The sequence below is a fragment of the Propionispora hippei DSM 15287 genome (assembly GCF_900141835.1).
Lineage (GTDB): Bacteria > Bacillota > Negativicutes > Propionisporales > Propionisporaceae > Propionispora > Propionispora hippei.
Genome location: NZ_FQZD01000014.1, coordinates 22,296 through 48,413, shown reverse-complemented (window position 1 = coordinate 48,413; position 26,118 = coordinate 22,296). Strand labels below are relative to the sequence as shown.

24 protein-coding genes are annotated in these 26,118 nt (G+C 51.5%); 23 read left to right on the top strand and 1 reads right to left on the bottom strand.

Going from position 1 to position 26,118, the window contains the following annotated elements; genetic code table 11:
- The first annotated feature begins 38 nt into the window (after nucleotides 1-38).
- The 22 genes from larE to F3H20_RS09735 all read left to right on the top strand — a co-directional run bounded on the left by larE (nucleotide 39) and on the right by F3H20_RS09735 (nucleotide 20,517).
- The gene (larE, locus tag F3H20_RS09835) at nucleotides 39-863 is read left to right on the top strand and encodes an ATP-dependent sacrificial sulfur transferase LarE (protein ID WP_149734754.1); all 825 of its coding nucleotides are present in this window, start codon (nucleotides 39-41) and stop codon (nucleotides 861-863) included.
- Nucleotides 864-1,189: 326 nt separating this feature from the next.
- Nucleotides 1,190-1,654 carry a PTS sugar transporter subunit IIA gene (locus F3H20_RS09830; protein WP_149734753.1) on the top strand — a complete coding sequence of 155 codons (465 nt, stop codon included), beginning with the start codon at nucleotides 1,190-1,192 and terminating at the stop codon, nucleotides 1,652-1,654.
- 25 nt (nucleotides 1,655-1,679) lie between these two features.
- A complete protein-coding gene (locus tag F3H20_RS09825) occupies nucleotides 1,680-1,988 on the top strand; it encodes a PTS sugar transporter subunit IIB (RefSeq protein WP_223191713.1) in 309 nt (102 codons plus the stop codon).
- Nucleotides 1,989-2,022: 34 nt separating this feature from the next.
- Complete coding sequence (locus F3H20_RS09820; RefSeq protein ID WP_149734752.1) at nucleotides 2,023-3,438, top strand: PTS galactitol transporter subunit IIC; 1,416 nt, start codon at nucleotides 2,023-2,025, stop codon at nucleotides 3,436-3,438.
- A 15-nt stretch (nucleotides 3,439-3,453) separates the two neighbouring features.
- Nucleotides 3,454-4,581 carry a RuBisCO large subunit C-terminal-like domain-containing protein gene (locus tag F3H20_RS09815; RefSeq protein ID WP_149734751.1) on the top strand — a complete coding sequence of 376 codons (1,128 nt, stop codon included), beginning with the start codon at nucleotides 3,454-3,456 and terminating at the stop codon, nucleotides 4,579-4,581.
- A 293-nt stretch (nucleotides 4,582-4,874) separates the two neighbouring features.
- On the top strand, nucleotides 4,875-5,312 hold the full coding sequence (locus F3H20_RS09810; protein WP_149734750.1) for a cupin domain-containing protein: 438 nt from the start codon (nucleotides 4,875-4,877) through the stop codon (nucleotides 5,310-5,312).
- A 4-nt stretch (nucleotides 5,313-5,316) separates the two neighbouring features.
- Nucleotides 5,317-6,609, top strand: coding sequence for an O-acetylhomoserine aminocarboxypropyltransferase/cysteine synthase family protein (locus F3H20_RS09805; protein WP_149734749.1), 1,293 nt, complete (start codon nucleotides 5,317-5,319; stop codon nucleotides 6,607-6,609).
- The gene (locus F3H20_RS09800) at nucleotides 6,576-7,115 is read left to right on the top strand and encodes a CoA-binding protein (protein WP_223191712.1); all 540 of its coding nucleotides are present in this window, start codon (nucleotides 6,576-6,578) and stop codon (nucleotides 7,113-7,115) included. The genes F3H20_RS09805 and F3H20_RS09800 overlap by 34 nt, the downstream gene beginning before the upstream one ends.
- Before the next feature lie 119 nt (nucleotides 7,116-7,234).
- Nucleotides 7,235-8,782, top strand: coding sequence for a nitrogenase component 1 (locus F3H20_RS09795; RefSeq protein WP_149734748.1), 1,548 nt, complete (start codon nucleotides 7,235-7,237; stop codon nucleotides 8,780-8,782).
- Nucleotides 8,775-10,160 carry a nitrogenase component 1 gene (locus F3H20_RS09790; protein WP_149734747.1) on the top strand — a complete coding sequence of 462 codons (1,386 nt, stop codon included), beginning with the start codon at nucleotides 8,775-8,777 and terminating at the stop codon, nucleotides 10,158-10,160. Before F3H20_RS09795 ends, F3H20_RS09790 begins: the two co-directional genes overlap by 8 nt.
- Nucleotides 10,161-10,713: 553 nt before the next feature.
- Nucleotides 10,714-11,895, top strand: a complete 1,182-nt coding sequence (locus tag F3H20_RS09785; protein ID WP_149734746.1) for a trans-sulfuration enzyme family protein — start codon at nucleotides 10,714-10,716, stop codon at nucleotides 11,893-11,895.
- Between the two features lie 245 nt (nucleotides 11,896-12,140).
- Nucleotides 12,141-13,622: a nitrogenase component 1 gene (locus tag F3H20_RS09780; protein WP_149734745.1), complete on the top strand. Its 1,482-nt coding sequence runs from the start codon at nucleotides 12,141-12,143 to the stop codon at nucleotides 13,620-13,622.
- Nucleotides 13,606-14,922, top strand: a complete 1,317-nt coding sequence (locus tag F3H20_RS09775) for a nitrogenase component 1 (protein WP_149734744.1) — start codon at nucleotides 13,606-13,608, stop codon at nucleotides 14,920-14,922. Before F3H20_RS09780 ends, F3H20_RS09775 begins: the two co-directional genes overlap by 17 nt.
- 50 nt (nucleotides 14,923-14,972) lie before the next feature.
- Nucleotides 14,973-16,280, top strand: a complete 1,308-nt coding sequence (locus F3H20_RS09770; RefSeq protein WP_149734743.1) for an O-acetylhomoserine aminocarboxypropyltransferase/cysteine synthase family protein — start codon at nucleotides 14,973-14,975, stop codon at nucleotides 16,278-16,280.
- A gap of 199 nt (nucleotides 16,281-16,479) precedes the next feature.
- Entirely contained in the window at nucleotides 16,480-17,280 is an 801-nt protein-coding gene (locus F3H20_RS09765) for an alpha/beta hydrolase (protein ID WP_149734742.1), read from the top strand.
- A gap of 38 nt (nucleotides 17,281-17,318) precedes the next feature.
- Nucleotides 17,319-17,528, top strand: a complete 210-nt coding sequence (locus F3H20_RS20160) for a NifB/NifX family molybdenum-iron cluster-binding protein (protein WP_223191711.1) — start codon at nucleotides 17,319-17,321, stop codon at nucleotides 17,526-17,528.
- Nucleotides 17,522-17,725: a hypothetical protein gene (locus F3H20_RS20155; protein ID WP_223191710.1), complete on the top strand. Its 204-nt coding sequence runs from the start codon at nucleotides 17,522-17,524 to the stop codon at nucleotides 17,723-17,725. Before F3H20_RS20160 ends, F3H20_RS20155 begins: the two co-directional genes overlap by 7 nt.
- A 201-nt stretch (nucleotides 17,726-17,926) precedes the next feature.
- A complete protein-coding gene (gene thiS / locus F3H20_RS09755; RefSeq protein ID WP_149734741.1) occupies nucleotides 17,927-18,136 on the top strand; it encodes a sulfur carrier protein ThiS in 210 nt (69 codons plus the stop codon).
- On the top strand, nucleotides 18,133-18,948 hold the full coding sequence (locus F3H20_RS09750) for a HesA/MoeB/ThiF family protein (protein WP_149734740.1): 816 nt from the start codon (nucleotides 18,133-18,135) through the stop codon (nucleotides 18,946-18,948). Before thiS ends, F3H20_RS09750 begins: the two co-directional genes overlap by 4 nt.
- A gap of 30 nt (nucleotides 18,949-18,978) precedes the next feature.
- The gene (locus F3H20_RS09745) at nucleotides 18,979-19,401 is read left to right on the top strand and encodes a M67 family metallopeptidase (RefSeq protein ID WP_149734739.1); all 423 of its coding nucleotides are present in this window, start codon (nucleotides 18,979-18,981) and stop codon (nucleotides 19,399-19,401) included.
- A 1-nt stretch (nucleotide 19,402) separates the two neighbouring features.
- Complete coding sequence (locus F3H20_RS09740; protein WP_149734738.1) at nucleotides 19,403-20,266, top strand: 4Fe-4S binding protein; 864 nt, start codon at nucleotides 19,403-19,405, stop codon at nucleotides 20,264-20,266.
- Nucleotides 20,266-20,517, top strand: coding sequence for a sulfurtransferase TusA family protein (locus tag F3H20_RS09735; protein WP_188128268.1), 252 nt, complete (start codon nucleotides 20,266-20,268; stop codon nucleotides 20,515-20,517). Before F3H20_RS09740 ends, F3H20_RS09735 begins: the two co-directional genes overlap by 1 nt.
- Nucleotides 20,518-20,614: 97 nt before the next feature.
- Here the strand turns inward: F3H20_RS09735 and F3H20_RS09730 are convergent, their stop codons facing one another.
- Nucleotides 20,615-23,785, bottom strand: a complete 3,171-nt coding sequence (locus tag F3H20_RS09730; RefSeq protein ID WP_149734736.1) for an EAL domain-containing protein — start codon at nucleotides 23,783-23,785, stop codon at nucleotides 20,615-20,617.
- Between the two features lie 448 nt (nucleotides 23,786-24,233).
- On the opposite strand from F3H20_RS09730, the gene F3H20_RS09725 reads away from it, so the two are divergent.
- Nucleotides 24,234-25,997 (top strand): sigma-54 interaction domain-containing protein, encoded by a 1,764-nt coding sequence (locus tag F3H20_RS09725; RefSeq protein WP_149734735.1) that lies wholly within the window; start codon nucleotides 24,234-24,236, stop codon nucleotides 25,995-25,997.
- Nucleotides 25,998-26,118: the final 121 nt, after the last annotated feature.

Genomic DNA, 26,118 nt, shown 5'->3' with positions numbered 1-26,118 from the left:
TTCAAAGTTGGCGGCGCACTGGGAAAGGAGCATGAAGGATGAATACAGAAGAAAAAGTTAAAAAGCTGCTGGACACCTTGCGCAGTATGGGCAGTGTGGTAGTCGCCTTTTCGGGCGGGGTGGACAGCACGTTTCTGGCTGCTGCCGCCAAACAGGCCTTGTACGATGACCGGGCAATTGCCGTAACCGCCTGTTCTGAGACGTTGCCGGCCAGTGAGCGGAAAGAGGCGGTGGAGATCGCCGGGAAATTGGGTATCAAGCATGTTTTGCTTACGATTAGTGAGCTTAATAATGCCAGTTTTGTTGAGAATGATGAAAAACGCTGCTACCATTGCAAAATGGAGCGGTTTACCGTAATTGCTGCCTGGGCTAAAGAGCAGGGCTTCCATTGGGTTTTGGAAGGCTCTAATGCCGATGATCTGGCCGATTACCGGCCAGGCATGCAGGCTGTTGCCGAATTGCCGGGTGTACGCAGCCCGCTGCTGGAATGCGGCATAACCAAGGAAGAGATTCGCAGCCTGTCCAAAGAATGGGGCCTGCCGACCTGGAAAAAACTCAGCGCCGCCTGTTTGTCATCCCGGATTGTCTACGGGCTGCCGGTTACAGCCGAACGGTTAAAGCAGGTGGAACTGGCGGAAGCCTTTATCAAGACGCTTTGTTCGGGTCAGATCAGGGTCAGGCATCATGGCGATATCGCGCGGATCGAAGTGGCGGCCAAAGATATTCCCCTGTTAGCCCAGCCGGAAAACTCGCTGCGGATTAGCCAGGAATTAAAGAAACTGGGATTTTCTTTTGTGACCCTCGATCTGGAGGGTTACCGTACCGGCAGTATGAATGAAACTCTAGAACTATCGGGGAAATGATCAGATGGATTGACTAAAGAAGAAACCGTATAGTATGATTTCTATAATAGGTAATGAGCTGACTAGAGAGACTAGAGGCTCCGGAGAAGATAAGCATTTCTTTTCCGGAGCCTCTTTTTGTGTCTCTAGTGCCTCATCCGGTAGGAAGATGTAGTGTAACATCGAGAATTTTTGGCGGCAGGCAAGGCGGAGGAGGCGCGCATATCGGATCTATGTAAGCCGACGACAACGAAGACTGACGGCAAAAAGGCCGGTGGTCTGCTATAGATTTCTGCCGGATGAGGCACTAGCGGTTTTGCTTATTAAAAAGGAAGGGAGGTGAAGCTTTGAACCTGATCGACGCAGAGCTGGTCCGGCTGCACATGGCGGCCCAAACTCCGGCAGAGGTGCTTGGCAAGCTGGCGGATACGCTGTTTGGCAAGGGGAAGGTAAAAGAGTCCTATAAGGACGCCGTGCTGCAAAGAGAAATACAATATCCTACCGGTTTGCCGGGCGCCGGGACTTGTGTGGCTGTTCCCCATACCGACAGCAGTCATGTACTGGAGCCTGCCCTGGCAGTGGGCATCTTGCAACAGCCGGTAGCTTTCCAGATGATGGGGAGCCTGGATACTGTGCTGCCTGTAGAAATTGTCATGATGCTTGCCGTCGACAAACCGGAAAAACATCTTGCAGTACTGACCCAGCTAATGACCATGCTTCAGGATGAAACGCTGCTTACCAAGATAAAACAGGCAACTGTGGCAACAGAGGTTTGCAGCCTGCTGTCCGGCTTGCCTGCCGGCCATATGTGAATAATAAAAAAATTTAGGGGGAGATATGATGAGGCCTATTAGAATTTTGAGTGTATGTGGATCGGGAACAGTAAGCTCGGCCATGGTATCAGGCAAGCTGAAAGAAAGATTAGGGGAAGTGGGCTACGAGATTGTTACGGTGGAAGTCAATCCGGGCGGCGTGGAAAGTGCCTTGCTGGCAGGAAATTATGATTTTATTGCCCATACCAGCCCCATTTCCGGTGAATTTGCTATTCCGGCCATTAATGCCGTTGGTTTTCTGACCGGCTTCGGTGAAGAGGAGTTCCTGGAACGGGCGCTTGGTGTGATTAAGGGACTGGAAGCCGAAGCATAATGGTCAATCTAAATGAGCGGGAGAGTGGTAGTATATGTTTTTTGAAGTATTGAAACAAATTTTTGATACCTTCGGAGCGGCTATTTTTGTACCGGTTGTGTTGTTTATTGTTGCCCTGTTTCTGAAGATAAAACCCAAGCAGGCGTTTAATGCCGCACTGTTGGCCGGGATCGGCCTGACAGGTTTTAATATGCTGATTGGTTCGTATATTCCGCTGGTAGCGCCGGTGGTAAAGCGCATGGTGGAAATTACGGGTGTTAACCTGCCGGTCATGGATTTAGGCTGGCAGACAACGGCAATCGTAGGCTATTCCACGAAAGTAGGCATGGTTTTCGTCGGATTGGCCCTGTTAGTTCAAATTGTGTTATTTTTACTGAAATGGACTAATATTTTTATGCCCGGCGATCTTTGGAATAATTATTCTTTTATGGTCTGGGGATCTTTGATCTATTTATTGACGAATAATATGGTATTAGCTGTTTTCTGCATGATTGTTATGAATCTATATATTTTGCTTTTTGCCGAAGTTTTGGCCAAACGCTGGTCGACCTACTATGGGTATCCCAATTGCGCCATGACGGCACCCCATCATCTGGAGGCTGTTCCGTACGCCGTAGCCATGAACTGGCTTTTAAATAAGTTTGGCTTACATAAAATAAACCTCAATCCGCAAAGCATACAAAAGAAACTGGGCTTTTTGGGTGAACCTATGTTCTTAGGCTTTTTACTCGGTATTTTCCTGGGTATTATGGGTAATCTAAGCAGATTGTCCACTTTGACCGCCTGGGGCGAAATCGCCGGGCTGGCCATCGGTACGGCCGCCGTTATGAATATCTTCCCCAAAGTGGCCGGTGTGTTTGCCTCGGCGTTTTTGCCGCTTACCGAAGCGAGCAAGAAAACGGCCAAAAGCGGCGTGAAAAGCAGGGAATGGTATTTGGCCGTTAATGATGCGGCTGGCTATGGTGAACCGGCAACATTAATTACCGGTATTATTTTAATTCCGGTGATGGTTGTACTGGCGCTCATTTTACCGGGCAATACGACGTTGCCGATGGTGGATTTAATTGCGCTGCCGTTTATGATCGAAGTGGTTATTGCCGTATCGAACGGCAACATTCTTAAAGGCATTATCTCCGGGGCCATCTGGTTTGCCCTGGGGCTGTACATGTGCTCCTATACGGCGCCGCTCTTTACCGAGGTAGCCACTCAGGTTGGCGTAAAAATCCCGGCTGTTGGCGTAATGATTACCAGCTTCGGTATTCTGGCTCATCCGTTCATGGGCCTTCTCTTCCTTGCTTTTTTAAGCCAGAATGTTATTATCATTGGCGGCGTACTGGTCATATACTTTGCGCTCTACTTCTGGTTTAAGAAAAACAGAACCGCTGTGCATTCCTATCTGGAAGATGCCAACAAAGAGAGCAAGCCGGCCGGGCAAACTGTGAGCGGTTAATAAGGAGGAGATTCTATGATTTCAGGAGAACGGTTTATAGTAACTTACCGTCTTACCGGTGAAGAACAGGAGGCCTATGCCAAAGCCCGGGATATTTGTGTGGAGCAAACGGTGGAATATCCGGCCGAACTGTTACAACCAGGGTTTATCCGCGATGAAATCGTAGGGCGTATTGAATCCTTTACCAAAGCGGATAGCGCATATTACGCTGATATTAGTTATGCCGTTGAAAGCACAGCCTATGAATTGACTCAGTTTCTCAATGTCCTGTTTGGCAATATCAGCATCAAGCCGGGAATTCTGGTGGAAAAGCTGGACCTGCCGCCGGGTTTGCTAAACGCTTTTAAAGGTCCCCGGTTTGGCCGGGATGGTTTACGCCGGCTGCTAACCGTGACTGATCGTCCGCTCTTGTTTGTTGCCTTAAAACCCATGGGGCTGACGGCGGACCAACTGGCCGAGCTGGCTTATCAATGCGCCGTGGGTGGTATTGACATTATTAAAGACGATCATGGCCTTTCCAATCAGGTGTTTGCTCCTTACGAGGAACGGATAACCCGCTGCGCGGCAGCCGTGGCCAAAGCCAATAAGGAGACAGGCCATAGCAGTATCTATGTTCCGAATGTTACCGCTGCTTTTGGTGAAATTACCGAGCGGGCCCGCTTGGCTAAAGCGGCGGGGGCCGGTGGGCTGTTGATTTCGCCGGCGTTAACCGGGCTGGATGCCATGCGCTATTTGGCTGACGACGACAGTCTGGCCCTGCCGGTATTCAGTCATCCGGCTTTTCAGGGAAGCTACGTAATGGCGGCCAGTCAGGGTATGGGTATCGCCCATTACGCGTTGTATGGTCAGCTTAGCCGGCTGGCCGGCGCCGATGCGGTCATCTATCCTAACTTTGGCGGACGGTTTTCTTTCAGCCGGGACGAATGCCGGAGTATTGTCGCCGGTACGCAGGTGCCAATGGGGCATATCAAACCGATATTTCCCAGCCCGGGGGGCGGCATGACGCTGGAGAAGGTTCCGGAGATGCTGGAGGTATACGGAAAAGACGTTGTTTTTTTAATGGGCGGTGGCTTGTTTAAACAAGGGCCGGATTTAGTAGCGAATTGCCGCTATTTCCGTCAGATTGTGGATACTTTGTCATAAGGCTTAGGTAACCACTGATTTAATGAGTCTGCCGGCCTGGCGAGAGATTTTTTCGTCTGGCAAGGAAGCAAAACTGCAGGAATAGCGGTCTCTATTTCAAGGTTTTGCTGACGCAGTCAGGCGGAAAAAGATCCATCAGGACGTGCAGTGTGAATTAATCAGTGGTTGCCTATGGATCATTACCATCGGATTAAACGAATACCGTATAATTGCAATGGCAATAAGGAGGCTGCGGCAAACATGTGCCAGATGGTGGCAATGACCACAGTCTCCGTTAAAGGAGGAAATAAAGTATGATCACTCGTCATAACGGAGATTTTACCTGGGATAACGTTTCAGTCCTGGCTTATCAGGAAAACGGTACCAACTTTAAAAGCATTACCCGTCAGGTATTGTTTGACGGTTTGGGGAATTTACCCTGTCAGTTGCGGTATTTCGAAGTGCAACCCGATGGCTACTCTTCACTGGAATATCATGAACATGTGCACTTAGTGCTTATTTTACGCGGCAAGGGAGAAGTATTCCTGGGGGATACCATTCATTCTATTGAGCAAAATGATGTGATAACCGTACCACCCAATACCTGGCATCAATTTAAGGCCAGCCGTGGCGATCATTTGGGCTTTTTATGCCTGGTTAATGTGGAACGGGATAAATCGAAACTGCCGACGGCCGAGGATTTGGCAAAGCTTCAGCAAGATCCTAACGTGGCTGCCTTTATAAGGAGCTGATAAAATGACCGGCGAACGCAGGTTTGGCTTTGATACCCGTATGATTCATGCCGGACATATTCCGGATACGCAGACCGGGGCGCGGGCTGTGCCGATTTATCAGACCTCTTCTTTTGTGTTTTATGATGCCGACCATGCGGCGGAGTTATTTGACCTCAAGCAGTACGGGCATATTTATTCACGCATCAGCAATCCTACGGTAGCCATCTTTGAAGAAAGAATGGCTTCCCTGGAAGGTGCAACCGGTGCGGTGGCCACTTCGAGCGGTATGGCGGCCCAACTGGCGGCGCTTATGACACTGTTAGAGCCGGGTGATGAACTGGTGGCCTCCTCCCATCTGTATGGCGGAACGGTTACCCAGTTAACCCATACGTTGAAAAAAATGGGTAATCCCGTTCATTATGTGGATCCCACCGATCTTCGTGCCTGGGAACAAGCCATTACGCCTAAGACCAGAGCCCTCTACAGTGAAATGATCGGCAATCCGCGCGGCAGTATACTGGATATTGAACAGGTGGCGGCCTTGGCCAAGAGCCACGGCATACCGCTGATTATTGATAATACGCTGGCAACGCCTTACCTATGCCGACCCATGGAGTTTGGCGCGACGATTACCGTGTATTCAGCCACTAAATTTATTGGCGGCCATGGTAATTCACTGGGAGGCGTGGTACTGGAATCAGGTAAGTTCGACTATTCCGCTTTCCCGTCCATTGCCGAGCCTTCGCCCAAATACCATAATCTTAAATTTTATGATACCTTTGGCCATTACGGCTATTTAATGAAAGTGCGGACCGAGACAGTGAGGGATACGGGCTGCTGTTTGTCGCCAATGAATGCCTTTTTACTGCTGCAGGGCATTGAAACGCTGTCAATCCGGATGGACAGGCATGTGGAAAATACACGAAAAGTGGCGCAGTTTTTAGAAGAACATGACAAAGTGGCGTGGGTTTCCTACGCCGGGCTGCCCAGCCACCCCCAGTATGATATCGCTCAAAAGTACCTGCCGAAAGGAGCCGGAGCTGTGCTGTCCTTCGGGTTAAAGAAACAGCCCGGCGAAAATGTGCGGGAGACCGGCAAGAAATTCATTGCCCGGTTAAAACTGTTCAGTCATTTGGCGAATATCGGTGATGTACGCAGTCTGATCATCCATCCGGCATCTACGACACACCAGCAGCTTACGGACGAAGAATTGGCAAGCTCCGGTGTGGGACCTGAACTTATCCGGCTGTCGGTGGGAATAGAAACAGGGGAGGATTTGCTATGGGATCTGGAACAGGCACTGGCGGCTCGCTAACTATGAATTCGGCGTTGACTGGCGAGGAGCAGGCTCTTTATCAAAATCCGGAGGTTATTCAAAAGATTCTGGATCATACCAGGACTATTGCCATCGTCGGTTTATCGGCCGAACGGCAGAAAGCCAGCCATTTTGTTGCCACTTATCTGCGCTCAGCCGGCTATAAAATCATTCCGGTCAATCCCCGGGCCACGGAGATTCTTGGCGAAAAGTGTTATCCCGACTTAGCCAGTATTGGCCAGCCTGTTGATTTAGTGGATATATTCAGGCCGGCTGAGGCTTGCCTGCCTATCGTGGAGGAAGCGATAGCCTGTAAGATACCGGCGGTGTGGCTGCAGCTAAAAATTATCAACCTGGCGGCAGCGGAAAAAGCCCGTGCCGCCGGCTTGCTTACCGTTATGGATCTCTGCGTCAAAATGGAACATGGCCGCTATAGCGGTGGTCTGCATGAGGCGGGTATGAATACCGAACTTATTTCGGCCCAGCGGCGGCACCGGTTTATGTAAAGCCCGGGGCCCTTACAATCGATAGGAGAGCTGATTAGTTATCAAACTAAAGGCTGAAAGTCTACTCGTAAACGGAGTAGACTTTCAGCCTTTAATTTTCATACAAGGAGGATAAAACCATGAAGATCAATCTGGATACACCGGTGGTGGAAAGCCGTGAGCAGCGTCTGGGGACAATTATTGCCTGGGACGGTAAAGCGTCCGAGCTTTCCCGTGAGTCGGCCTATGCGCGCGGCGAAAGCTGCGGGGGACAATGCGGTGGCCGGGACAAGGCGCGTACCCTTTGCGAATTGCAGGGTCCGTTTACGCAAGGCTCGGTTTGCAGTGAGCAGATGGTGGAGTGCCAGGCAGGAAATGTGCGGGACGCCGTACTTGTTCAGCACTCGCCAATCGGCTGTGGCGCCGGACAGGTGATTTATAATTCCATTTATCGTAACGGCCTTGCCTTGCGCAAGCTGCCGGTGGAAAACCTGCGAATGATTTGCACCAATCTGGAAGAGAAGGATATGGTGTTCGGCGGTATTGAAAAGTTACAGCAGTCCATCCGCGATGCCTGGGAGCGCAACAAGCCCAAAGCCATTTTTATTTCCACCTCCTGCTCCACCGGTATTATCGGTGATGATGTGGACAGTGTGGCCAGCCAAATGGAGGCGGAACTTGGCATTCCGGTCATTCCGCTTCATTGCGAGGGTTTTAAATCCAAGCACTGGAGTACAGGGTTTGATGCCACGCAGCATGGCATTGTGCGGCAGCTTGTCCGGAAAAATCCGAAAAAGCAGGAAGACCTGGTTAACGTGATCAACCTCTGGGGCTCCGATGTGTTTACGCCGATGCTGGCTGAACTGGGTCTGCGGGTTAATTATGTGGTGGATCTGGCTACGGTGGATGACCTGGCGCAATTATCCGAAGCGGCAGCTACGGTCGGCTTTTGCTATACCTTGTCCTCGTACATGGCAGCCGCTCTGGAGCAGCAGTTTGGCGTACCCGAAGTCAAGGCTCCCCAGCCTTATGGCTTTGCCGGCACCGATGCCTGGCTCCGGGAGTTGGCCAGAGTCACGCACCGGGAGGAGCAGGCGGAAGTCTATATTGCCAAGGAACATCAACGGATCGCGCCCCGTCTGGCTGAGCTGCGTCAGCAGCTTAAGGGACTCAAGGGCTATGTGGCTACCGGCTCGGCCTATGCCCATGGCCTGATTGCTGTGCTGCGGGAACTGGGTATTCAGGTTGACGGTTCGCTGGTTTTCCATCATGATCCGATTTATGACAGTCAGGATGCCCGGCAGGATTCCCTGGCCCACCTCGTCGACCATTATGGCGACGTTCCTGCCTTTAGTGTCTGCAACCGCCAGCAGTATCAATTTTACGGTCTGTTGCAACGAGTCAAACCGGACTTTATCCTGATCCGCCATAACGGGCTGGCCCCGCTGGCTTCCCGTTTAGGCATTCCGGCCGCGCCACTGGGGGATGAACACCATGCGCTGGGCTATCAGGGAATTATTAATTTGGGCGAAACCATTCTGGAAATTATGGCCCATAAAAAATTCCATGAGGATTTGGCCGCCCATACCCGGCTTCCCTATAAGTCCTGGTGGCTGAAGCAGAAAGACCCGTTTATCCTGGCCAAGGATGCCAATTTACTGAAAAAGGAGCGAGCCGCGTATGTCTGAGAAGAAAAATTTCCTGGAGACGATTGACAATGTATCCGGCCGGGAGGGAAGAACAAACTCCATCCAGCAGATCCGCTATGTTTGCTCCATCGCCGCCCTGCACAGCGCCGCCGCTATTCCCCGGGTCATCCCGATCGTCCATTGCGGACCGGGTTGTGCGGATAAACAATTTATGAATGTCGGTTTTTATAATGGCTTTCAGGGCGGCGGTTATGGCGGCGGGGCCGTAGTCCCCAGTACCAATTCGTCGGAAAAAGATGTAGTTTTCGGTGGCGAAGAGCGCCTGCGGGAGTTAATTGCCGCCTCCCTGAACATTCTTGAAGCCGATCTGTTTGTAGTGCTGACAGGCTGTATTGCCGATCTGGTGGGTGATGATGTTGGCTCGGTGGTAAGTGAGTTCCAGGAGCAGGGCGTGCCCATTGTTTATGCCGAGACGGGTGGCTTTAAAGGGAACAACTTTACCGGTCATGAACTGGTGACAAGAGCCATCATCGATCAATATGTCGGTCCCTATGATGGTCCCAGGGAGCAGGGGTTGGTTAATGTATGGTCGCTGCTGCCCTATCATAATACCTTTTGGCGGGGCGACCTGGCGGAAATCAAACGGATTTTGGAAGGAATCGGTCTTAAGGTCAATATCCTGTTCGGCACAGAGTCGCAGGGGATCGCCGAATGGAAGTCCATCCCGAAAGCTCAGTTTAACTTGGTGCTTTCTCCCTGGCTGGGACTGCAGACAGCCCAGCACCTGGAGGAAACCTACGGTCAGCCTTTTTTGCATGTGCCGGTTATTCCGATTGGGGCTCAGGAGACCGGCCGGTTTTTGCGCCAGGTAACTGACTTTGCCGGGCTTGATCCAGCGAAAACCGAGGCGTTTATTCAAAGCGAGGAAAAAACCTATTATCGCTATTTAGAGGATTTTGCCGATTTTTATGCCGAATACTGGTGGGGCCTGCCGGCTAAGTTTGCCGTGGTCGGTGACAGTGCCTATAACCTGGCGATAACCAAGTTTCTTGTGAACCAATTGGGGGTGATTCCCGGCAAGCAGATTATTACGGAAAATCCGCCGGAGGAATACCGTGAGGCCATCCGGGCCGAGTATCATAGGATTGCCGCTGACGTTGCCACCGATGTGGAGTTCGAGGAAGACAGCTATCATATCCACCAGATTCTCCGGCAGGCTAACTTTGGTCACAAACCGCCCATTATTTTCGGGACTACCTGGGAACGGGATTTAACCAAAGAGTTAAAAGGCTCCATTGTTGAAGTAGGGTTTCCGGCTTCTTATGAAGTGGTGCTGTCCCGCTCTTATATTGGCTACCGGGGCGCGCTGACGCTCATCGAGAAAATCTACACCACCACGGTCGGGGCCAGCGCCTGACTTGTCCGGCTAAATGCCGGCAAGCGATTGAAATGCAGGGCTGTGTATGCTATGATATAGCTAGACTGATCAGAGAGCTGAAGGTCAAACGAACGCAATTCGTTTGACCTTCAGCTCTTTTTGTTTACTGCCAAGACCAGATTTTGCTGCCTCACACCTTGCTAGTACCTTATCAACCCTAATCCAGTGAATACTGACGGTCTATTTTCCGCAAGCCTTCGTTGTCGTCAGTCGGCATACTAACGGTATGCCTCCGTCCTCCGCCTTGTCTCGCGAAAAATACCCTCGCCATTATTCTTACAGTGTTAGGATTGACAAGGTACTAGTGGTTTGTAACCCCTAATGCTATAGTGTTCTTACGAGATCTTTTCTGCCCTGCTTTGTTGTCGTCGGCTTACATATTCCCGATATGTGCGCCTCCTCCGCCTCGCAGGACGAAAAATCTCTCGCAATTCAGCCTATTGCTTTAGCGTTTACAGACCACTAGACGGTCCGCGGCGGCAGGGAGTAGACTGAGGTTAAAAATAATAACGGAAAAGAGGTCACAGCAGGGATGAAGAAAACACAGATTGATTTTCGGACAAAATGCATACATGCCGGCAATGGCATTGATAAGGAAACCGGGGCGATTCGAAGACCTTTGACGATGGCCAACAGCTACCGCTTGCCGGAGGATGCCTCCGCCATGAACTGGAGCGATCCCGACCAACTGGTTTATACCCGCAATACTTCGGCCAATCAGATTTACCTGCAGGAAAAACTGGCCGCCCTGGAGGGGGGAGAAGACTGCGTGGTGTTAGGCACCGGTGTTTCGGCCCTGGCCGGCGTATTTTTCACCTTTTTAGACAGTCAGTCCCATGTCATTTGCTCCAACGTTTCCTATATAGCCGTTTATCGTTTGCTACAGGAATATTTTCCTGATAAGTATGGCGTGGAAACCACACTGGTGGATACCGCCAACCTGGAAGAGATTAAACAGGCGCTGCGTCCCAATACCCGGTTGATCCATATTGAAACACCGGGCAATCCGACTACCCGGGTCAGCGATATAGCGGCCATCGCCGGGATTGCCAAGGCGGCCGGAGCCTTGCTGAGCGTGGACAGCACCTTTGCCTCACCCTATTTGCAGCAGCCACTGGCGTTGGGCGCCGATCTTGTCATTCACAGCCTGACTAAATATATTAACGGTCATGGCGATGCCATGGGCGGAGCGGTTATCGGCCGTAAGGAGCTGATTAACCGGATCAAGCGGCAGGCCATGGTCAATCTGGGCGGCGTGATCAGTCCGTTTAATGCCTGGCTGATCATGCGCGGTGTGGTTACCCTTCCTTTGCGCATGGAGCAGCATAGCCGGACCGCGCAAACGGTGGCTGAGTTTTTAGCAGGACACCGGGCGGTGGATTTTGTGGCTTATCCCGGTCTCAGCAGTCATCCGCAGCATGGGATTGCCCAAAAACAAATGTCGTTGTTTTCCGGGGTTATGGCGTTTGGGTTAAAAGCCGATGCCGCCATCCATAACCGGTTTATCAACTCGCTGGAATTAATTGTTCCGGCCGTTTCCATCGGTCATGATGAAAGCCTGATTGTCTATGTCGGCCCCGATGACGAACGCAATCATTTTTATCCGCCCGAATTCCGGAACGGACATCTTCGTTTCAGTATCGGCCTGGAGGCTGCGGCGGATATTATCGCCGATCTGGAGCAAGCCTTTGTCGAATGCGGGCTATCGTCCTAAAGATCTGTGAGGGTAGAGAGCCGCGAAAGTTGCTTGACAAGGGCCGGCCGGTCAGCTTACAATAAGGCGTAAGTACATAGTGGTATGGTTGACCGATCAATAGACCGGAGACCGGATTAAGCTCTTGCATGGCAGGGGTTTAATCCGGTCTTTTTTGTATAAAAAGACCCAAATGGCTGTACTTACCGGGGCGTACCGGCTCGGTTTTCCCGGAGACAGCAACAGGAGATAGGGGAGGAGTCCAGATGAGTGCCATTAATCTTAAAGCAGCAGAGGTGTTAACACGGGAAGCCCGGTTGGGTTCGATCACCGGCTTTGAGGGAACCGCCCGGGAACTGGTGCAGTGTTCGCGGGCCGGAAAACTAAGAGACAGTGACCGGAGCTTCAGCCAGTGCATGGGCTGCAGCTCGGGCAACGCCTTTTGCCAGCTTTCTATGATTCAGGATGCGGCCGTGGTTAATCATGCCCCGATAGGTTGTGCGGGTGACATGTTTACGTTTAATTTTGTTTACCGGGTGGGTCAGATGGAACGTGAACTGCCACCGGTAATCGGCCGGTATTTTAACACCAATATCGAAGAAGAGGATACCATTTTTGGCGCGACGCAAAAGCTGGAAGACACGATCCGGGCAGTTTTCCGGCGGGTAAAGCCGAAGGCCATTTTTATAACGACCTCCTGCGCCTCCGGTATTATCGGTGATGATGTCGAGGGTGTGGCCAACGCGTTGGCCGAAGAACTGGGCATTCCCGTGGTAGCCTGCTTCTGTGAAGGGTTTAAGTCCAAAATCTGGACAACGGGCTTTGATGCGGCGTACCATTCCATTGTCAGGAAGATCGTGAAACCGCCGCAGCAGAAAAGCAATAAAGTAAACATTATCAACTTTTGGGGCAGCAAAATCTTCGACGAAATCTTGAACCCCCTAGGCTACGAAGCCGACTATATCGTTCCTTTTTCCACCGTTGCCCAGTTGGAACATATCGCCGAGGCGGCAGCGACCATCCAGATCTGCCCAACGCTGGGGACCTATATCGGCGCAGCGCTGGAACAGGTATACGGTGTGCCGGAAATCAAAGCCCCGCCGGCCTATGGAATAGCCGGAACGGACAATTGGCTGCGGGAACTGGGACGGGTATTGGACCGGGAACAGGAAATTGAAAAACTGATTGTCCGGGAGCATCAGCGGGTGCTGCCAAAGCTGGAGGAGTTTCGCCGGCAACTGCAGGGAAAAACCGCCTACCTGACGGCAGGAGCCGCCCACGGGCATGCCTTGATTGCGCTGCTTAGAGAATTGGGGCTGGAGGTTCAGGGGGCGGCCATTTTTCATCATGATCCGATCTATGATAATGGCGATATTACCTCCGATGCGCTGGCTCATGATATCAATACCTATGGCGATGTGCCCAACTATAATGTCTGCAACAAACAAGCCTATGAGCTGGTGAATATCCTGAACAAAGTCCGGCCGGACATCATGATTGCCAGACACGGGGGCATGACCCTTTGGGGTGCCAAACTGGGTATCCCAACTTTACTGATCGGTGACGAGCAGTTTGGGTTTGGTTATCAGGGAGTTCTTAATTACGCGGAGCGGATACTGGAAACGCTTGATAACAGGGAGTTTGTCACCAATCTTGCCAAACATAGTACCATGCCTTATACCAAATGGTGGCTGGAACAAAATCCATTTTCTTTTCTAAGAGGTGACGCCCATGTCGACATTTATTGAACAGCCCCGTTACTCCTGTGCTCTCGGCGCTCAGCAGTCTATCGTAGCCATTAAACGGGCGGTGCCGATTCTGCATGCCGGACCGGGCTGCGGCGATAAAATCAACCGGCTGCTGGGTCAGGGGGAAGGCTATGCCGGCGGTAATACCGTACCCTGCACCAATGCCAGTGAAGCGGAGATTGTCTTTGGCGGGGAAGAAAAGCTGAAGCATGTAATCGAGGGTGCGCTCAAAGTGATTGACGCCGATCTCTATGTGGTGCTGACCGGTTGTACTTCGGACATTGTCGGCGACGATATCGGTCAGGTGACCGGTCAGTATCAGGCGCAGGATAAACCTATTGTGTATGTGGAAACCGGTGGTTTTAAAAGCAATAATTACGTAAGCCATGAAAAGGTGGTTAACGCCATTATCGATCAGTATGTTGACAAGTTCAGCCCGGACAGAACGAAACAGCCGGGACTGGTTAACGTGTTTGCAACCATTCCCTATCAGGACCCGTACTGGAACGGCAATCTGGAAGAGCTTAAGCGTATTCTGGAAGGCATCGGTCTTAAGGTCAACATTTTGTTCGGCGTAGGTTCGGGCGGGGTTGACGAATGGAAGTCCATTCCCCATGCCGAATTCAACCTGGTTGTCAATGCCTGGTCCGGACTGGCGATTGCCAAACACCTGGAACAAAAATATGGAACCGCCTATTATCATTTCCCCTATCTGCCGGTCGGCGGCAATGAGACCTCCAAATTCTTACGGGAAGTGGCCGATTTTGCCAAGGTAGACCGGCAGAAGGCAGAACAATTTATTCGAAAAGAAGAAGAACGGTTTTATATGCATATTGAGAGAACGGCGGACTTCATGCTGGAATTCCGCTACGGCCTGCCGCGGCGGTTTTATACCATTTTGGACGCAACCTATGCTGTCGGCCTGGCCAAATATCTGTTGAATGAGCTCGGTATTATTCCGGCCAGACAGTTTGTGATTGATAATATACCGGAGGAGTATCAGGAAGCTGTACGCAGCCAGTTTGCCAATATTTCCCCGCTCCGTTCCGCCGAAGTCCGCTTTTCTATTGACGGCGGCGCTATTCAGGAGGAAATCCGGGCCGATGAGCGGAAAAACCGGTCGTTGATTATCGGCAGCGGCTGGGAACGGGATTTAGCCAAAGAAATCGGTGCCGATCTTTTGATTGTCAGCGTGCCGGTCGCTTACCGTCTTGTGCTGCATGGCGGCTACGCCGGCTATAACGGGGGACTCCGGCTAATTGAGGATCTGTATGACCGGGTGCTGGACACGTACCGGTAAATAGCAACCTATAAGGCATATAAACAAGGCGTGAAGGGAGTGGTTAACGTATGGCACAGGAGCAATTATACGGTTTTGACACATTGAAAGTAAGGGCGGGCTACAAGCCGGAGGAGCACAATCGGGCGGTTTCGGTTCCGATTTATCAGACGGCCTCCTACGAATTAGGGGATACTGACCGGATGTCCCGGTTGTTTACGTTTGCTGAACCGGGATTTTTATATACCCGGATCGGCAATCCCACGGTGGCAGTACTGGAAGAAAGGCTGGCGGCTTTGGATGGGGCCGCTGCCGCTGTGGCCGTAGCGTCCGGCATGGCCGCGATTTCCTATACCCTGCTCAATGTAACTGAAGGAGGCGGCAGGATACTGACTACCCCGCAGCTTTACGGCGGAACCTTTGACAGTTTTAAAAAAATTTACCCGAAGTTCGGTATCGGCATCGATCAGGTTGAAAAGCCCGATGATCCGGAAGAATTTCGCCGGGCCATCAAGCCGGATACCAAAGCCATCTATGTGGAAAGCATCAGCAATCCCAATGCGATTGTGGCCGATATAGAAAAGCTGGCTCAGATTGCCCATGAGAATGATATTCCCTTGATTGTGGATAACACGGTGGCAACTCCTTATCTGCTCAATCCCATTCAATACGGGGCCGACATTGTGGTCTATTCCGCGACCAAAGCCTTAAGCGGGCATGGCAATGTGATTGCCGGGGTAATCCTGGAAAGCGGCCGGTTTAAATGGGACAACGGCAAGTTCCCCCATTTCCTGGAGCCTTATCATACCCTGCGGGATGCGACGGGCAGTCCCCGGAATTTTCTGCAGGTATTTCCGGACGCCCCCTTCACTTTCCGGGTCCGTCTAAACTATTTGAATTATTTCGGTGCGGCGCTAAGTCCTTTTGATGCTTATTTGGTTTTGTTAGGTTTGGAGACACTTTCAGAAAGGATGCAAAAACAGGTTGCCAACACTGATAAGATACTGCGGTATCTGGAGGAAAAATCCGTTGTTTCCTGGGTCAGGCACCCCCGGGCAAAGAACAGTCCGTCCCGGGCTCTGGCGGAGAAATATCTTCCCAGAGGAGCCGGCGGTTTGTTTACTTTCGGAGTCAAGGGTACCGATGAGCAGATTTCGGCATTTATTGATTCGCTGAATTTGTTCAGTTATCAGGCTAATTTGGGTGATGCCCGTTCTTTAATCATTAACTCCCCCAAAACAACCCACGGCGAATTGACAGCTGAAGAACAAAGACTGGCCGGTATTACACCGGAAACAGTCCGCGTATCTATTGGTCTGGAGACTCCTGAGGATTTAATTGCGGATTTGGAACAGGCCTTTAACAAGGTGTTCGCTTAAGGGTAACGTGGAAGACGGCCTGGATGTTGACAACTTTCTTTATTGATGATACAGTTAATATAATAAATGAGTTATTTATATGGATGTGTCCTGGCTCATCAGATAACTGAAGGTCAAAAGAAATTGGCAATTTGTCAATCTCTTTTGACCTTTTTTAGTTGGTAACCGGGTACTTGTCATAAAGAAGGAGGCCAAGTGTATGAAAGAACATCTATGGATTGCAAGCAGAAGACAGCGCCTGTCGGCCATGCTGCACTTGCCGGAAGGCTTTAAACCGGGAACTCCGCTGTTGGTGCTGTGCCATGGTTTTACCGGCAATAAGGTGGGGTATAACCATCTTACGTTAAATTTAGCTAATTTTTTAGAAAAAGCAGGATACGGTGTGCTGCGTTTTGATTATATCGGCTCCGGTGACAGCGACGGCGATTTTGCCACCGATACCAGCATAACCGGCTGGCAGGAGGATTTGACCAATGTGCTGCAGTGGGTGGACGGACAGGACCAGTTTGCCACATCACCGGTGGTGCTTTATGGTCACAGTCTGGGCGGGTTGGTGGTACTGACACACGAAGATCAAATCGAGCGGGTGATGGGCCGTATTGTTTTCGCGCCGGTAACCAAGCCGGTGGCTAATTTCCAGGAACGGATCATCGGGCCGGAGCTTTGGCAGAAGTCTTTGCGCGGCGAGAAGATTGAAAATTTCTTTGACCGGGGCTTCACTCTGTACAGTCAGTTTGTCAAGGGCTTGGCTACCCAGGATTATGACCCAATCAGCGCGGCGAGCCGGCTTACCACACCGTTGCTGATTATTCACGGGACGGCGGACGTGGTGGTGCCGCTGGCGGGTTCCCAGGAACTATACGAGCAGTACCAGGCGCCTAAGGAATTTGTCGTAACCGAGTTTGATCATGGCGCAACAGGCAAACAGGCGGAGTTTCAGCAGCTTATTGGCCGGCGGCTGGCGGGATTGCTTGCCGATGCGGTACCGGTCGCCGTTTGAGAAAAGTGGCCGGTGAATGAATAAGGGAGGTGCTGTATATGGCAAAGGTCGCGGTCACCAGTACGAATGGTGAATTGATTGATGAGCACTTTGGCCGGGCTGGTGAGTTTTGGATTTATGAAGTCAATGAGCAGGGGGAGTACCGGCTGCTGGAGCGCCGGCAGCTTTTGGCTGCCAACACTGATTCGGCAGCGGAGGATTTGCATAGGCAAAAAGTCGGGTTGCTCCTTGATGTGAAGTCGTGCTAACCGCTCAAATTGGTCCCCGGGCAGAACGGGAACTGCAACAGCAAGGCCTTCTGTCGCTTATGGTTTCGGGGCGTATTGATAAAGCCCTGGAGGCTTACGGTAAGCGGGGAAAATTTATCAGAAATAATCATTTGCGGCACCTGGCCGGCGGCTGCGCAACACAGTGCGGTCATGGCTCCTGCGGCGGCTGCTCCTGACGGTAATAACCCTGCAGTAAACTGATACGGGGAAATAAGATCGTGATGTGGATAAGGAAGCGGCGCTGAATTCTTGGCTGACCAAATCTTTGGAGGTTAAGGAGATTCTTACGGGTGTAGGAATCTCCTTAACCTCTTTTTGCCTGGTGATAGGTTCACTGTGTCAACGATTTCCCAGCAATAGAAAGGAGGGTTGAAACTATGAAAATTATAGTAAATGGCGACGAATTGGTCTTGACGGAAGCCATCAGTGTGGATCAATTGCTGGCAAGCCAACAGGTGGAAATGGCCAATTATGTGACGATACAAATCAATGATGAATGGATCGACCGGGAGAATTTTGCCGCTACGTTGCTGAAAGACGGTGACCAAGTGGAATTTTTGTACTTTATGGGAGGTGGCAGAGCGTGAGTTTTACCAATGAGCAACTGGAAAGGTATTCGCGCCATATTATTCTCAAAGAGGTCGGTGTAAAAGGACAGCGGAAGCTGCTGGGCAGTAAGGTGCTTATTGTCGGGACCGGTGGTTTGGGGGCTCCGGCGGCGGTGTTTTTAGCGGCGGCGGGGGTTGGTACAATTGGTCTGGTGGATTTTGATTCGGTGGAGTTATCCAACCTGCAGCGGCAGATCATTCATCAGACCAGGGATGTAGGCAAGCCCAAAGTGCAGTCAGGCAAAGAAACCATCGCGGAGCTGAATCCCGATGTCACCGTCCATACCTACCAGGAGTGGGTTAATGCCGGCAATATCACAGGCATTATCCAGGATCGGGATTACGACTTTATTATTGACGGCACCGATAATTTTCCGGCCAAGTTTTTGATTAATGATGCCTGTGTGCTGCTGAGAAAGCCCTTCTCTCATGCCGGAATTATCCGGTTTCAAGGGCAAACCATGACCTATGTTCCCGGTCAGGGTCCTTGCTATCGCTGTATTTTTCATGCCCCGCCGCCGCCTGATGCTGTTCCGACCTGTAAACAGGCCGGGGTGTTGGGAGTCATGGGTGGAATTATCGGTACCATACAGGCTACGGAAGCGCTTAAATACATACTGGGAGTAGGCGAGCTGCTTACCGGTCAGTTGCTTACCTATGATGCGCTGACCATGAATTTTCGGAAGGTAAAGCTGTCTGGTAATGCCAAATGTCAGGTGTGCGGTGAGCAGCCGACCATAACCGAACTGATTGATTACGAGCAGGCGGTGTGCGAGGTGGCCCACAAATAAGAACGGTAATGGCGAAGGGAGGAGCCTGGTTTGATTATTTTAACCGAGTCCGGTTATGGTGAACTAGTCCGGCAAGCCCTTGCTGCTGCACCCGTAGAGGCCTGCGGCCTGTTAGGGGGAACAGTGGATGCAGCGGGCAACAAAGTGGTGGAAAAGGTATATTCGCTTGCCAATCTGGATAACAGTCCGGAGCATTTTTCGATGGATCCGGAGGAGCAATTCGCGGCTGTTAAAGATATGCGGCGACAGGGCTGGAGCCTGCTGGGCAATTTTCATAGCCATCCGGCGTCGCCGGCACGTCCTTCGGCAGAAGATAAGCGTCTGGCCTTTGATCCGCAGGCAAGTTATGTCATTGTGTCGCTGCTCGACCGGGAGCAGCCGGTGGTGAAAGGGTTCCGGATTGTGCAGGGAACGAGCAGTGAAGAAGAAATACGCATAATAGGGAGGGAATAGTATGGCACAGGTCGATTATAAGGAACTGAAAAAGGGCGGGTTTATGAAGCAAATCCAAAAGGATCGATTTTCGTTGCGGCTAAAAGTGGTGGGAGGACAAATTAAGGCCGAGCAACTGAAAAAGGTGTATGAACTGGCCGGCCGGTATGGACAGGGCTATATTCATATGACTTCCCGGCAAAGTATCGAGATTCCTTACATTAAGCTGGAGGATATTGATACAGTCAAGCGTGAACTGGCCGAAGCCGGTTTGCAGCCGGGGGCCTGCGGCCCCAGAGTCCGGACCATCACCGCCTGCCAGGGGGCGGCCATTTGCCCCAGCGGCATGATCGACACGTCAGCCTTGGCCAAGGAGTTTGACGAGCGGTATTATGCGCGGGAACTGCCCCATAAATTTAAACTGGGCATTACGGGCTGCCGCAACAACTGTCTAAAAGCGGAAGAAAATGATCTGGGCGTAAAAGGAGGGCTGCAGCCGGCCTGGCAGCAGGATACTTGCACCTTTTGCGGGTTATGTGAAGCCGTCTGCCCGACCGAGGCCATTGCAGTGGATAAAACGGCGCGGCATTTGCAGTTTAAGCAGGAGCAATGTACTTATTGCGGCAAATGTGTCAAATCCTGCCCGGTAGATGCCTGGACCGGCCGCAGCGGCTTTATTGTATCGTTCGGCGGTTTATTCGGCAACCGTATCGCCATTGGCAAGCAGACCATTCCGATTTTATTTGAAGAAGAAAAGCTGCACGCAGTGATTGAAACCGCTTTAGCCTTTTTTAAGGAGCAGGCCAAACAAGGCGAACGTTTCCGCAATACACTGGACCGGGTAGGCTGGGACCTCTTCCAGGCAAAACTGGAGGAGGTATTATAATGGCGCAAACCGCAGATGCCTTTGTTGATATTACCGATGTGGTCTGTCCGATTACCTTTGTGAAAGTAAAGGTGGCGTTAGAAGAAATTGATGACCGACAGTACTTGGCAGTTAAGATGCAGGAGGGCGAGCCTATTGCCAATATTCCCCGCAGTCTTAAGGAAGAAGGCCACAAGGTATGCCAGGTGGAAAACAACGGGGACGGTACGTTTACCGTTTTAGTGGAGAAGGGCGGTTTGGAACAAGGTTGATTAACGGTGGGCAAAAAAATAACAGGCCGGAAGAAGCTGGTGAAGCACCACGATCTTCCGGTCTGTTTCAATTATGGGGACAAGGTGATAATGATTTTTATGAAGGACCATCCGGGACGGAGAGCTTTTTGCGTTTTTGCTCCAGGAATGCAAGTGCCGCTTGTTCCGGCAGGGGCTTGCTGAAAATATAGCCCTGGATGCAGTCGCAGCCATATTGTTGCAGTAATTCCAGCTGCGGTTCGGTTTCGACCCCTTCGGCGACGATGGTCAGGTTGAGAGCGTGTCCCAGTTCGATCATGGAAGCGACAAGCTGACGCTGGTCATGATCGGTACAGTTTTTGTCGATAAAGGATTTATCAATTTTCAGGATATCGACAGGCAGACTCTTCAGATAGGTCAGTGAGGAGTAGCCTGTGCCGAAGTCATCAAGAGCCAGTGCTACACCGAAATCGTGGAGCTGCTGCATTTTCTCCACACTTTGCTCCAGCGATTCAATGAGAACGCTTTCGGTTACCTCCAGGACGATTTGCTTCGGCTTAATTTGGGCTGTTTCAATAATCGTGCGGATACGGGAAACAAAATTACAGGCTAACAATTGCTTGGGGGAAATATTGACGGCCACATGCAGGTCGTCCCAGCCCAGGGCGGATAAGCGTTTGACAAAGCGGCAGGTCTCTTCCAGGACCCATTGGCCAATGGGAGTAATCAGGCCGCTTTTTTCGGCCAGCGGGATAAAGCGCAGCGGTGAGACCTGTCCGTATTCCGGACTGTGCCAGCGTAACAAGGCTTCAAAGCCGACTATCGTCCGGCCGTCCGGTAAAAGCTGCGGCTGATAATGCAGCGACAATTCGCCGCGTTCCAGCACCCGCCGCAGGCTGTTGGTGAGCAGGATGGCTTCATAGGTCTCCTGCTGCAGACTGGGATCATAAAACCGCCAACTGCTGCGGCCGGCCTTTTTGGCGGCATAAACGGCGCTGTCGGCTTTCTTTAGAATATCTTCGGCTGTATCGCCGTCGACCGGATAAATAACAAGACCGATGCTGGCGGACATATGCAGGCTCTGGTCGGCCACCGGATATTCCCGGTTCAGTGCCATCAGCACTTTTTGAGCGATCTGGGCCGCCTGCCGGCAGTGTTCTTCGCCCGGCAGGATCGTGACGAACTTGTCGCCGTCCAAACGGGCGACAAAGGCGCTGGGGTCCAGGATCGCTCGGATATGGCCGGCAACGGCGGTGATAATGGCATCGCCGTTGGAATGGCCGAAATTATCATTAACCATTTTCAGGTCATCCATATCAATGAATAAAATAACACCGGAGGCGATGCCGCTGCGGGCTTTTTGCATTTCTCCCTCCAGATAGCGGTTGAGGCTGGCGCGATTCGGCAGGCCGGTCAGCGAATCATGAAACGCCATATGGCGGTTTTCGGCATAGACACTGGCCCGTTCCAGCGCTACCGAGGCAAGATCGCCGAATTGCCGGATGACCTCAATATCCTCCTGGGAAATCGGGTGGCGTTCGTCGATCCAGCTTGCAGCCAGAATACCGATGATTTTCCCGTCCTGCTTTAAAGGCAGCATAACGACACTGCTTAGCCGTTTTAGCCGTTCGTCGCCATTAAGGCCAGGATAACATTGGTAATTTTCCGTATAGATGAGTTCGCCGGACCGGTATACATCCTGTTTCATCCCTGCGTGGGCTGACATTTTTTCTCCAAGGAGCGCTTCGTGAATGCCGACGGCATGATGGATGATAAATTCGGTTCCTTCCGGACTGTACATGCCAATATAGCCGCCGGGTGCTTTAATTAATTGCAGCGCGTTTTGCAGGATGGCTTTCAGACAATGGTCGACTTCTTCAATCGGCCGGGTCAACAGGCTGACGCTGGCCCGGTATTGCCGCTCACGCAGTACGAGATCGTTTTCTACCTGGCAGCGTACCTGAATCTCCTCTTCCAACTGTTGGTTCATGGTAGCCAGAGTACTGTTGGCCGTTTGAATTTCTTCATTCATGGCCGTCAGTTCCTGATTGGCCGCCAGTAGTTCCTGCGTTTTTTCTTCCACTTTTATTTCCAGGCTGTCATGAGCCTGCTGCAAGGCTGTTTCGGCTTGCCGGCGGGCGGTAACTTCCTGCTTCAGGGAAGTATTCTTGCCCTCCAATTCCTTTAGCATGAGCCGCAGCTTTGACGACATGAAGTTAAACTTGCCGGCGAGTCGGCCGATTTCGTCCTGTGATTGGATTGTCAGCGGTTCAAGCGTAAGATTGCCGGCGGCCAGCTCGTCGGTATGGGCCTCCATCTCCTGTAATGGCCGGGATAAGCGGTTGGCTGCCAGCCAGATGACACCACCGATGAGCAGGAGAATAAACGCCGTAATGGCAGTCAGCCACTGGAGCATCTGCCGGATAGGAGCCAGCAGTTCCGCTTCCGGCAGCATGGCGGCCACAGACCAGCCGGTCAAGGGAACAGGCTGGTAAAAGGCTACCTTCTTTTCGCCCTGGGAGGTGAAGTGGAAGATGCCGGAACGGCCCGACAACATCCGTTTGCCCAACTCCACCACCTCAGGATCGGATATGTCGGTGATTTTTTTCGCCATGATCAGCGTCTGGTCCGGGTGGTAGATAAAAGAACCGTCCTGAGCGATGACAACCCCATAACCGGTCTTACCGATTTTAAGGTTTTCGGCGATGTGTTGTACGTATTCCAGTGAGATGCCGGTACCGATAAGGCCTTGTGGCTGCTGCCGGTCATCGGTAATGGGAGCTACCACGAAGATGGTAGGGAGCCCTGTCGTGCGCGACAACAGCGGCGGCGTGATCTGAGAAGGGCCGCCGGCCATAATGGAACGAAAGTAATCGCGGTTTTGAATGCTGCCTTCAAAGATAGAAAGCCGGTTGCCGGATTGTTGGATGGTATGATACACACCTTCCCGGTTGGCCGCATAGATATCCAGAAATATGTCGGGATATTTTTGGTGCAGAAAGCTGTGACGGTTGGCGTTTTCTTCATCAATCTGCTGAAAGCTTTGATTAATCATTTTAGCCGCCGGCGTGGACGCGATGGTTTCCGGTTCGAGCAACAGGGTCTTACACCAGGTATTAACGCTCTCGGCAGCCTTAGCGGTGACCGACAGCATGCTGGCGGTTAGCTCTTCCTGCACGACATGATTGATGTACCAGTAAGCGCCGCCGCTAAGACTGAGCAAACCCAGTGTCAAGAGGGGCATAATCCATAACAGCAATTTAGCTTTAAAGGAATGAAGGCGAAGCATAGATGAGTTCCTCCCCCGATGCTCGTATCAAAAAATGCAAACATATGCATGCAATTTCGACATTTTTTTTGGAAAATCCTTCTTATAAGGTACAGCAGAAAAAATAGAGGGGTTGAAATACCCGGCAGGTCCTTTTCATTTGTTCAGCAATCCCGTATAATAAAAGGAGCAGTGGTACTTTTTGTTAATAGTATACATGTCGTCAAGCAGAGAGCCGGCATAAATTTTTGCACTCAGAGAAGGAGGGCGGAATTTATGCCGGTATTTTTTCTAGGAAACTTTTGCTGTAAGGGCTGCGGCGGCAGGCGCAGGATTTTTTACCTGTCAGGCAAAAAAGGACGGGCAGAAACCTTTTGGCGAGGAGCTTCTGTTGCGGTCATACGGCAGGCAATCCGGCATGAAACTTGCCATGCATACAGCAGTGGCTTCTTAGTGAGGGAGGAAGCGAATGAAGAGGGCGATTGTAGCGGCGGAGGCGCGGCTAAACCTGGAGTTTGTGCTGATGCTAATGCTAAAGGCTCGGGAACTGGAAGAACGGTGGCAGACACGGCTTTTCTTCGACAATGGCAAAAAGGATGCCGTACCGGTAACGGAAGTGGTCAGCATACTTCGGTTGTGCAATCTGCGCAATCCCGAGCTGTGGATATCGTCAAGGGATGAAGTGTCGCCGCCGGCGGAGGAGGAACTGGCGGCTTTTGTGGAGCGTGATTTCCGAAATCTGGTATGGGATGTGGAGACAGGTTCCTTCCGGAACAAAAAGGCGTCGGTTGACGGGAAGCTGGCTGTGCTGCTGGGGCTGTTGGGCGATGGGGTTTGTGTGTTGGATGCCGCGGCGGCAATCACTCATGTTAATGAGGCGTACAGCGCCATGATTGACCGGTCCTTAAAGATTGGTTCCAGCTTAGAGCATACCTGTCTGGGCGATATGGTAAAGCAAGTGTTTGCTTCGGGCAAAACTGTCCATACCCTGATCTCTGATCGAAATACGGCGGCACAGATTATGGCGACGCTGCAGCCCATTCTGGCGAATGGCCGGGTAACCGGAATCATATCTGTTTTAAAGCACAGCGATACTATTCAGAACCTGAGTGAAACGGTTCGCTTAGTGACCGAAAAGTCAAAGAAGCTGGAGGAACAGTCGAAGCGAGAGCGGGAAAATCGCTGGTATCCGGAACGGTATGTCAGTGAGACACCGGAGCAGAAGATTGTCCGGGCGCTGAAGCCGGGAGCCTCCTTTCAGTCATTTATCGGCATGCATCATACCGTCCTGGAGGCGCTGGCACTGGCCGGCAAGGCGGCACAGGTCCAGTCTACCGTGCTGATAACAGGGAAAAGCGGTACCGGCAAGGAACTGGTCGCCGAAGGCATCCATCAAGCCGGTCCGCGCTCGCTGCAGCCGCTGGTCAAGGTTAACTGTGCGGCCATTCCGGAGTCGCTGTTGGAAAGTGAACTGTTTGGCCATGAGAAGGGTGCTTTCACGGGAGCAATTAAGCGAAAATTGGGAAAATTTGAGCTTGCTCATAAGGGAACGTTGTTTCTCGATGAAATCGGTGAGATGGGGCTGGAAATGCAGACCAAGCTGCTCAGGGTATTGCAAAACAGTACGTTTGAACGGGTCGGTGGTGAAATGACGCTGCAGGTCGATGTGCGGATTGTGGCAGCCACTAACCGGGATTTGGAACAGATGGTCCGGGAAGGGACTTTTCGTGAGGATTTATATTACCGGTTGAATGTCATTCCCATTCACCTGCCGCCGCTAGGCGAACGTAAAACTGACATTCCCTTGTTGGTTAATTATTTTTTTAAATGGTTTAACCGGCAGCTTGGCCGGGATGTCAAAGGCATCAGCCAGGCTGCCATGGATGCGCTGGTCCGGTATGGCTGGCCGGGCAATGTCCGGGAACTCAAGAATATCATTGAGCGGGTCGTCGTACTGACCGATGAGGCTTATATTGATATTTGCGATTTACCGCAGTGCTTTCATCAGGGACGGCGCTGCGATGGGGAGGAGACTCACTTTTACGGTTCGATCACCAAAGAAGAAATTTTTCCGCTGGAAAAGTATGAAAAGGATATCATCCGGGCGGCCCTGGAACGGTACGGAAGCTATTCCGCTGCCGCCAAGGCGCTGGGCATTACTCACAAAACAGTAGCCGCCAAGGCCCGCAAATACGGACTGTTGGACTGGATTAATCATTGGACGCTATTATAACTTGCATGGGGACAGTCTATTTTCACAAGCCTTCGCTGTCGTCGGCTTACCTATGGCGATAGGCGCGCTGCCGCCACTTCGCTTTGCAAAAAAATTCCCGCTAATTCCTTCGCACTTTTAA